The sequence below is a fragment of the Streptomyces sp. P5F9 genome (assembly GCF_057961495.1).
Map to the genome: position 1 here is coordinate 1 of NZ_JBXVPZ010000414.1, position 8,751 is coordinate 8,751.

The following is an 8,751-nucleotide window of genomic DNA, read 5'->3' on the forward strand; positions in this document are numbered from 1 at the left end:
TCCCCACACCCACCGGATCCCGACCCGGCAGGGCCCCGCCCCCAACGCCACGGCGTGCACCGACCCCGACGCGTCCACCCTGAGCCGTTGTTCGCGTGGTCGCCCGGCGCGGGGACGGGGGTCGAGGCCGTTCGTGCGGAACGAGTAACACGTGCGCGGCAGACACTCCTTCGCGAAGCGGACCTCCAGGAGGTGTTCGCGCATTGGGACGTGGATCGTGGTCTCGGCGCGCTGGGAGTACGGGCGTGGGTCCCGGTGCTCGACCGTGTAGTCGACGATCACGGTCTCGCCGCGCGCCAAGGGGCTGTCGAAGAGCAACTCGGCCGCCACCAGCCCCTCTTCGGGGAGTTCGACGACCGTGCCGAGCCGGGCCGGTGCCGCCACGCGGAAGTACGGCAACGGGCCGGGCGCGTCCAGGCGGTACAGGGCGATCCAGCGGTCCGCGCCGTCCGCCTCGGCGCGCAGCAGGCGCCGGCTGGTCATCGAGCGGACGCGGCGGTCGGCGTCCACGTCCACCCGGTTGTGGCAACTGAGCCGGGTCAGGCTGTCGTCCCAGCGGGTGTCGAGCGCGGCGAGGGCGGCGGTGAGGTCGTGGTGGTCCGACCAGGCCCGGGCGAGATCGGGGTGGTCCCCGTCCGGCGGCAGCCAGCGGCCGCGGGGCCGGGGCGGGCCCAGCAGGCCGGTCAGCGCTCCGGGCGGCAGCCGTAGGACGTCCTCCAGTACGGCGAGTGCCGCCAACGACCGTTGCCGTTCGGGCTGGTAGCGGCCGGACTGCCAGGAGCTGAGCGTTGCCGACGCGACCGGGGTGCCGCGCCGCAGCAGCCGGTCCTGGAGCCGGTCCAGGCTGAGGCCGCTGGCCGCGATGGCCGCGCGCAACGCCTCGTGGAACGGCATCGCCCCGGTGCCGGACTCCGCGTTCTCCGCTCCGGACGGTGCGCTCTCGGGTCCGGAAGGCGCGTGCTCCGGTCTCGGAGGCGGCGCGTACTCCGGTCCGGAGCGCGCGTACCCCGGTCTGGAAGACGGCGCGCTCTCCGGTCTGGACGGCACGTACCCCGGTCTGGAAGTCACGTCCTCCAGCTCAAGTCAGGGGACTCGTGGGGCGGAAGAGCGTTGCCCTGAAGTTTGGTCAGTCTTGCCCGGTGATTGATCAACCTTGAACGAACCTGTGAGATTTCCCGGGTGTTGCGGCGCCAATTCCCGCAAGACTGAAGGAACTTGTCTGTCTTGCCATGCCCATGAAGCCTCGCGGAAGCTGCTGTGCACTGCCGTCACGGCAGCCCCCCACCCCTCGAATGACGGAGAGTCATGTCCGCGAGATCTTCCGCCGGGTTCGTTCTCGTCACCGCCGCCGCCCTCACCGCCGCCCTCGCCACCCCCGCGCTCGCCGCCGCGCCGAGCGCCGCCACGCACACTCCGGCCCAGCTCACCCAGGCCATAGCGAGCCACGAGAGTCACACGCTGCACGGGCTCGCGAAGCCCGGCAAGGTCAACGCCACCGTCTCGTCCACCAACTGGTCCGGCTACGCGGCCACGGGCTCGACCGGCGCGTACACCTCGGTCACCTCGTCCTGGACCCAGCCGAGCGTCAGCTGCTCCTCGGCCACCACGTACTCCTCCTTCTGGGTCGGCCTCGACGGGTACAGCAACTCCGCGCTGGAGCAGACCGGTACGGAAGCCGACTGCATCGGCGGCAAGGCCACCTACGGCGCCTGGTGGGAGGTGCTGCCCGCCTCCGAGAGCGCGTACTCCGGCGTCACCGTGAAGGGCGGCGACAAGTTCACCGCGACCGTGACCTACACCGGCTCCACCTTCACCATGACCCTCGCCGACTCCACCGAGGGCTGGACGAAGACGACCACGCACGCGGGCTCGTCCGGCTTCAAGAACGCCTCCGCCGAGGTCGTCGCCGAGGCGCCCGAGGTCGGTGGTTCGGTCGCGAGCCTCGCCAACTTCGGCACCGTGAACTTCACCGGCGCCAAGGCGAACGGCAACAACCTCGACACCTACTCGCCGAACGAGATCGTCATGACCAAGAGCAGCAGCTCCGCCGTACGGGCCCAGCCGGGCTCGATCTCCGGCGGCAGCTTCTCCGACGTCTGGAAGGCCAGCTGACGCCTGCGGCGCGCCATTTGGGGGCTGTCGACGGAACGCCGTCGGCAGCCTCCGCCGTTGCACCGGCAAGCGCAAACCGGCTGGGTCAGAAAAGGGGTGCGGCATCCCCGGCGCACCCCTGGCGCCCTTCTTCGATTCGCCCGGTTCAGGCGGACATGAGCAGCCGTCCGCGCCTGGCGTACGCCAGGGCCTCGGGCGTGAGCACCGGACGCGGTACGACGATGCCGCAGTCCGTGCAGACCGGGCCCGAGGAGGGTTCGTGGGCCAGGTCGTACTTCCACTGGAGGCGCTCCCCGGCGCACACGGGGCACACGGAACCCGGTTCACGTTCCAGGGCGGCGATCAGCCGTCGCAGCACCTCGGCCAGTGGTTCATGGGGGTGGAGTCGTGGGTCGTCGCACCAGGCGACACCGAAGCCGCCCCAGGTCAGCCGGTGCCAGTCGTCCACGGTGCCCGGGCGGCGGAGCCCGTCGTGCTTCTCCTTCTTGCGGCGTTCGGCGAACCCTGCCTCGTAGGCGAGCCAGACCTTGCGCGCTTCCTCCAACTCGTCCAGTGCGGCCACGAGCCGCGCCGGGTCGGGAGAGCGGTCCTCGGGTCCGAACCCGGCCCGGGAGCACAAGTGGTCCCAGGTCGCCCTGTGCCCATAAGGGGCGAACCGCTCAAGGCACTTGCGCAGCGAGTAGCGCCGTAGCGCCAGATCGCACCGAGGGTCTCGCACCTGTCTCGCCAGACTCCGGAAACCGGCCATCGCCCTGCACCTCCGTCACACCTGCACCTGTACTTCGGTCACCTCGGCGTCGTCGAACGGACGTCGCCGAATAGACGTATCGACAAGCGATTTGGCTCCATCCGATTTCCGATGGCCTCCATAAGCCGCTTGCCCGGATCCAAAACTTGACGCATGTTCATCTTCAATCTCGGGGATACCGGCGGTAACGTCCCGCACCACCCCCGGTCGGTAGGAGCTGCGATGCCACGGCGCACCCCGCGTAACTTGTTCGACAGACTGAGAACTCCCGGCGGATTCCCCGGGTTCCTGAAGGCCGCATCCGTATGCGCCCTCATTGCCGCCCTTTTGTCCCCCCTTGCCCAGGGGACGGCCGCGGCGGCGACCGCCTCGAACGACTACTGCGGCGGCCAGTGTTCGGACATCCTCCCGGCCGGCGAGAACGGCAACGCCACCCTCGCCCAGATCCTTCTCAACCAGGCCTTCGGCAGCCAGCCCAGCCATGCCGAAGACCAGCTCGGCCCCTATGCCAACCTGGCCACGGGCGCCGCCACGCTGACCGACGCGAAGATCAACACCTTCTTCAACGACGCGTCGTTCGGGGTCCCCGCCGCCAACGTCGCCTCGACCGAGAACCCCAGCGGCCGCACCGACGTGACGATCGTCCGCGACAAGGCGACCGGTGTGCCGCACATCACAGGCACCACGCGCTACGGCACCGAGTACGGCGCCGGCTACGCGGCGGCCGAGGACCGGCTGTGGCTGATGGACGTCTTCCGGCACGTCGGACGTGGCCAGCTGACCACCTTCGCCGGCGGCGCGGCCTCCAACCAGGGACTTGAGCAGGAGTTCTACCGCAACGCCCCGTACACCGAGGCCGAGTTGCAGTCCCAGATCGACAACGCCGTCGCCAACAACGGCACCCGCGGCCAGCAGGCGCTCTCCGACGCCAACGCCTACCTGGCCGGCATCAACGCCTACATCGACGCCTCGGACAGCGGCCGTTACTTCCCCGGCGAGTACGTCCTCACCGGCCACAAGGACTCGATCACCAACGCCGGCACGATCGACCACTTCAAGATCACCGACCTGGTCGCGCTGGCCTCCGTCATCGGCACGCTCTTCGGCTCCGGCGGCGGCGGCGAGGTCAACAACGCCCTCTCCCTGCTCGCCGCCCAGGAGAAGTACGGCGTGGAGCAGGGCACCAAGGTCTGGGAGTCCTTCCGCGAACGCAACGACCCCGAGGCCGTGCTCACCGTCCACAACGGCGAGAGCTTCCCGTACGGCACCAAGCCCACCACCGCCCAGGGCGAGGCACTCCCCGACGCCGGATCGGTGACGACCGAACCACTCGTCTACGACGCCACGGGCACCGGCGCCAACCAGAGCGCCTCCGCCGCCTCCGCCGCGGCGACCGCGACCGCCCTCAGCTCCGCCAAGCGCGGGATGTCCAACGCCCTTGTGGTGAGCGGCAAATACACCGCGAGCGGCCACCCGATCGCCGTCTTCGGACCGCAGACCGGTTACTTCGCACCGCAGTTGCTCATGCTCCAGGAGATCCAGGGCCCGGGCATCAGCGCCCGCGGCGCCTCCTTCGCGGGACTGAGCATGTACGTCGAACTCGGCCGCGGCCAGGACTACTCGTGGTCCGCCACGACCTCCGGCCAGGACATCATCGACACGTACGCCGTCGAACTCTGCCAGGACGACTACCACTACCTCTTCCACGGCACCTGCACGCCGATGGAGGAGATCGAGCAGAAGAACTCCTGGGCGCCCACCACGGCTGACGGTACCGCCGCGGGGTCGTACACCATGAGGGTCTGGAAAACCGAGTACGGACCCGTCGAGTACCGGGCGACCGTCGGCGGGAAGAAGGTCGCCTACACCACCCTGCGCTCCTCCTACATGCACGAGGCCGACTCGATCATCGGCTTCCAGATGCTCAACGACCCGGACTACGTGAAGAGTCCGCAGACCTTCCAGAGCGCCGCCCAGCACATCAACTTCACGTTCAACTGGTTCTACGCCGACTCCTCGCACACCGCGTACTACAACAGCGGCAACAACCCGGTGCGGGCGACCGGTGTCGACCCCGAGTTCCCGGTCTGGGGCCAGGCCGCCTACGAGTGGCAGAACTGGGACCCCACCACCAACACCTCCGACTACACCCCGGCCTCCGCGCACCCCAACTCCATCGACCAGGACTACTACATCTCCTGGAACAACAAACAGGCACTCAACTACACGACCGCGAGCTGGGGCGACGGGTCCGTCCATCGCGGCAATCTCCTCGACGACCGGGTGAAGAAACTCGTCGCGGCCGGCGGGGTCACCAGATCCTCGCTGGTGAAGGCGATGTCCGACGCCTCGCTCACCGACCTGCGCGCCGAGGACGTGCTGCCCGACATGCTGAAGGTGATCAACAGCAGTACGGTCACCGACTCCACCGCCGCCGCGGCCGTCACCAAGCTTCAGACCTGGCTCACCGCCGGCGGCAAACGCACCGAGACCTCGGCAGGCTCCAAGACGTACGCCAACGCCGACGCCATCCGGATTCTGGACGCCTGGTGGCCCGCCCTGGTGAAGGCCGAGTTCCAACCCGGCCTCGGTGACACCCTCTACACCGCGCTCACCAACAATCTGTACATCGACGAGACCCCGTCGGCCGCCCACGGCCCGACCGGGTCGCATGCCGGAAGCTCCTTCCAGTTCGGCTGGTGGAGCTATGTCGACAAGGACCTCCGGTCGGTGCTCGGGCAGACCGTGTCCGGTCCGCTGGCCCAGCAGTACTGCGGGGGCGGCAGCCTCAGCGCCTGCCGGGACATCCTGATCAGCACGCTGAAGACGGCGGCCGGCGCGAGCGCGTCCACGGTCTACCCCGGGGACTCCCTGTGCTCGGCGGGCGACCAGTGGTGTGCCGACTCGATCGTCCAGCGGACGCTCGGCGGCATCAAGCACTACAACATCAGTTGGCAGAACCGGCCCACCTTCCAGCAAGTGGTGGAGTACACGTCACACCGGTGACGCCTGAGCGGCGGCGGGCCGGCCGATCCGGCCCGCCGCCAGCACCACCCGCGCGAGTTCGGGGTGCACGATGTCGCCGTGCGCCCCCGTCGGCGGCTCGCCGTGACACACCACCGCGCAGGTGTCGACGTTCACACAACCCGATGCCGGCAGCGGGGAGTTGAGGGCCTCGGCCAGGGTCAGGGAACGGGTGCCCGGCACCCCCTGCACCCCGTCGTGACCCATCGCTCCCCACTTGTCGCCCAGCACCCGGACGATGTCGACGGCGGCGAACGAGCAGTCGTCGTCCGCCATCCGCGAGGCCAGCGGATAGATCGTGCCGAGCGCCGAGTCGCAGTGCGAGTAGCAGCACACGAGGGGCCCGTCGACGCGGTTCTGCTGGCCCTGCAGCACACCTCCGGCACGCGGGTCGTCCGGCAGCCTGGCCGCGAACGCGTAGTGGGAGAAGGCCCCTTGGAGCAGCGTCACGGACTTCACCGAGTGCACTCCCTCGGGCAGACCCCGTAGCGCGAACGACACCAGGCGCCCGCCGAAACTGTGCCCCACGAGATGCACCCGCACCTCCGGTGCCACCGCCGCGAGCCGCCCGATGGCCGGGCCGAGACCGCGCTCACCGACCGTGCCCGCGCGTCTCTTCATCGCGTAGTACGCCGCCTGCCGCAGCAGCTCCCGCGCACCCTTCCACGGGTTGGGCAGCGCGAACTCCGTTACCGAGCCTGGGGATTGAGGGGCCGCGAGGTGGGCCAGCGCCTGCGCGAACTGCTCGCACACCTCGGCCGTGCATCCGGCCGCGAACATCCGGGGCTCGGACTGCGGCACCCCCTCCGCCAGGGTGTCAGCACCGAACAACGCCTGCGGCCCCGGCGGCACCACCTCCACCAGCGTCCGCACCAGCCGCCCGTACTCCTCCAACTCGGCGTCCTGCGGCGGCTGTTGGTCCAGCATCCGGGCGATCTGGTCGATCACCGGCGCCTTGCCGGGGAAGGCGTCGAGGAGCGCGTGCCGGGTGTCGGCGTCCAGCGCGGGCCGCGTCAACTCGGCTGCGGCCGACGGTGATCGAGGGAAGTCCGGAATCGGCTGGTCCGGAAACTCCATGGATGGCCAGATCACGCCTGCGTACCCGATCCTGGCCTTCGGCGCGAGGTGCGGAATCGGGGCGAAGAAGCGGCTGTAGAGCCGGGTCGCGCCGACGCGTTGGTTGTTCCACCCGTGCGAGAAGACGATCAGGTCGCCGACCCCGCGTTGCCGCACCTCGCTCAGCAGTCGGTCGCGTTCTCCCCGGTCGACGTCTCCGTCGGCGTCGAACGTCAACTCCCAGTAGGGGCTCACACTCATCGCCGGATCCGCCATGACCGGCCTCCTCGTTCCCCGTAGTGGTGCGATGTGGGCGCATCGTCCCGCTACCGGTGAAGATTGGCCATACGTCACGACTCACTTGTAGAGGAGGTATTCAGTTCGAACCCGCCGGAAGGCCCTCAACTCCCCCTGCCAGCCCGCCACCACCTCGTCGGTACCCGCGCCGGCGTCGATCGCCGTCCGCACCCGCGCGGACCCGGTGAGCTTGTCGATCCAGTTGTCTGAGCGCCAACCGAAGCCGCTCCAGACCTTCTTGGCGGTCACCAGCAGCGCGATGCCGGTGCGCACCGGGTCGTACGCGGCCCGGTCGTGGATGTGGATCTGGACCCCGCCGACGGTCTTGCCCTCGAACTTGGAGAACGTGGGCGCAAAGTACGCCTCCCTGAAGTGCACGCCGGGCAGGGCGAGTTGATTCACCTCGGCGGCCCAGCGTCCGTCGATGCCCTCCGCGCCGAGCAGCTCGAAGGGGCGGGTGGTGCCGCGGCCCTCGGAGAGGTTCGTGCCCTCGAAGAGACATGTCCCCGAGTACACGAGCGCGGTGTCCGGTGTCGGCGTGTTGGGGCTCGGCGGCACCCAGGGGAGCGACCAGGCGTCGTAGAACTCCGAACGCTTCCAGCCCGTCATCAGCACGGTCTCCAGGGGGACGGGCTTGGTCAGGAACTCCGCGTTGAACAGCCGGGCCAGCTCGGCGACCGTCATGCCGTGTGCCTGTGCGATGGGCTGTCTGCCTACGAAGGTCGCGAACTCTTTGTGCAGGACCGGGCCTTGGGCCGATCTTCCGGTCACCGGGTTGGGGCGGTCGAGGACTACGAAGCGTTTGCCGGCCAGCTGGGCCGCCTCCATGCAGTCGTAGAGGGTCCAGATGTAGGTGTAGAAGCGGGCGCCTACGTCCTGGATGTCGAAGACGACGGTGTCCACGGCGGCGGTCCTGAAGATGTCGGCGAGTGGTCGGCCGCTCTTCAAGTACGTGTCGTAGACCGGGAGTCTGGTGGCCGGGTCGGTGTAGTGGCCCTCGGAGCCGCCGGCTTGGGCGGTGCCTCTGAAGCCGTGCTCCGGGCCGAAGACCGCGGTGAGGTTCACGTGGGGGCTGGTGTGCATCACGTCGACGATGTGGTGGGCGTCTCTGGTGATGCCGGTGGGGTTGGTGACGATTCCGACTCGCTGGCCGTTGAGTTGGGTGTAGTCGTGTGCGGCTAGTTGTTCGAAGCCGGTGCGGAGGTTGTGGGACTTGGTGGTCGCGGGGGTGAGGGTTGCCGCCGGGGTTGCTGCCAGGAGGGTTCTTCTGGTGAGGGGCATGCGGGCACCGTAAGTGCTGCCGCAGGTAGTTCGTAGAGTGCGACTCGGCCGTGGTCGCTCGCGCGGCGGAGCCGCAAATCGATACAGCCTCGCGCCCCTAAGGGCCAACGCCCTTCCGATGTTACATACCGACCGGTTAGTCTGGGCTTGCAGTGGAGCCGCAGTCGAAGGAGACCGATGGTGGAAGCCGTTCAGGGTGCCGGGGTAGTTGTCACGGGGGCTGGGGGTGGCAT

General features: G+C 69.0%; 6 protein-coding genes. 2 read left to right on the plus strand and 4 right to left on the minus strand.

Annotated features, from left to right (window positions below; translation table 11 throughout):
* Nucleotides 1-894 (minus strand): hypothetical protein (locus AC31A1_RS40650; RefSeq protein WP_489658108.1); only part of this gene is annotated, 894 nt, incomplete at its 3' end.
* A 411-nt stretch (nucleotides 895-1,305) separates the two neighbouring features.
* Here AC31A1_RS40650 and AC31A1_RS40655 point away from each other — a divergent pair.
* Nucleotides 1,306-2,112, plus strand: coding sequence for a G1 family glutamic endopeptidase (locus tag AC31A1_RS40655; protein ID WP_489658109.1), 807 nt, complete (start codon nucleotides 1,306-1,308; stop codon nucleotides 2,110-2,112).
* A gap of 145 nt (nucleotides 2,113-2,257) precedes the next feature.
* Here AC31A1_RS40655 and AC31A1_RS40660 read toward each other — a convergent pair whose 3' ends face one another.
* Nucleotides 2,258-2,860 carry a hypothetical protein gene (locus AC31A1_RS40660; protein ID WP_489658110.1) on the minus strand — a complete coding sequence of 201 codons (603 nt, stop codon included), beginning with the start codon at nucleotides 2,858-2,860 and terminating at the stop codon, nucleotides 2,258-2,260.
* 222 nt (nucleotides 2,861-3,082) lie between these two features.
* Here AC31A1_RS40660 and AC31A1_RS40665 point away from each other — a divergent pair, with 222 nt between their 5' ends.
* Nucleotides 3,083-5,866: a penicillin acylase family protein gene (locus AC31A1_RS40665; protein WP_489658111.1), complete on the plus strand. Its 2,784-nt coding sequence runs from the start codon at nucleotides 3,083-3,085 to the stop codon at nucleotides 5,864-5,866.
* On the opposite strand, the gene AC31A1_RS40670 is transcribed toward AC31A1_RS40665, so the two are convergent.
* Nucleotides 5,855-7,216, minus strand: a complete 1,362-nt coding sequence (locus AC31A1_RS40670) for a serine-threonine protein kinase (RefSeq protein WP_489658112.1) — start codon at nucleotides 7,214-7,216, stop codon at nucleotides 5,855-5,857. The two genes, AC31A1_RS40665 and AC31A1_RS40670, sit on opposite strands and share 12 nt — an antisense overlap.
* Nucleotides 7,217-7,297: 81 nt before the next feature.
* Nucleotides 7,298-8,518 (minus strand): exo-beta-N-acetylmuramidase NamZ family protein, encoded by a 1,221-nt coding sequence (locus AC31A1_RS40675; RefSeq protein WP_489658113.1) that lies wholly within the window; start codon nucleotides 8,516-8,518, stop codon nucleotides 7,298-7,300.
* Between the last annotated feature and the right edge of the window lie 233 nt (nucleotides 8,519-8,751).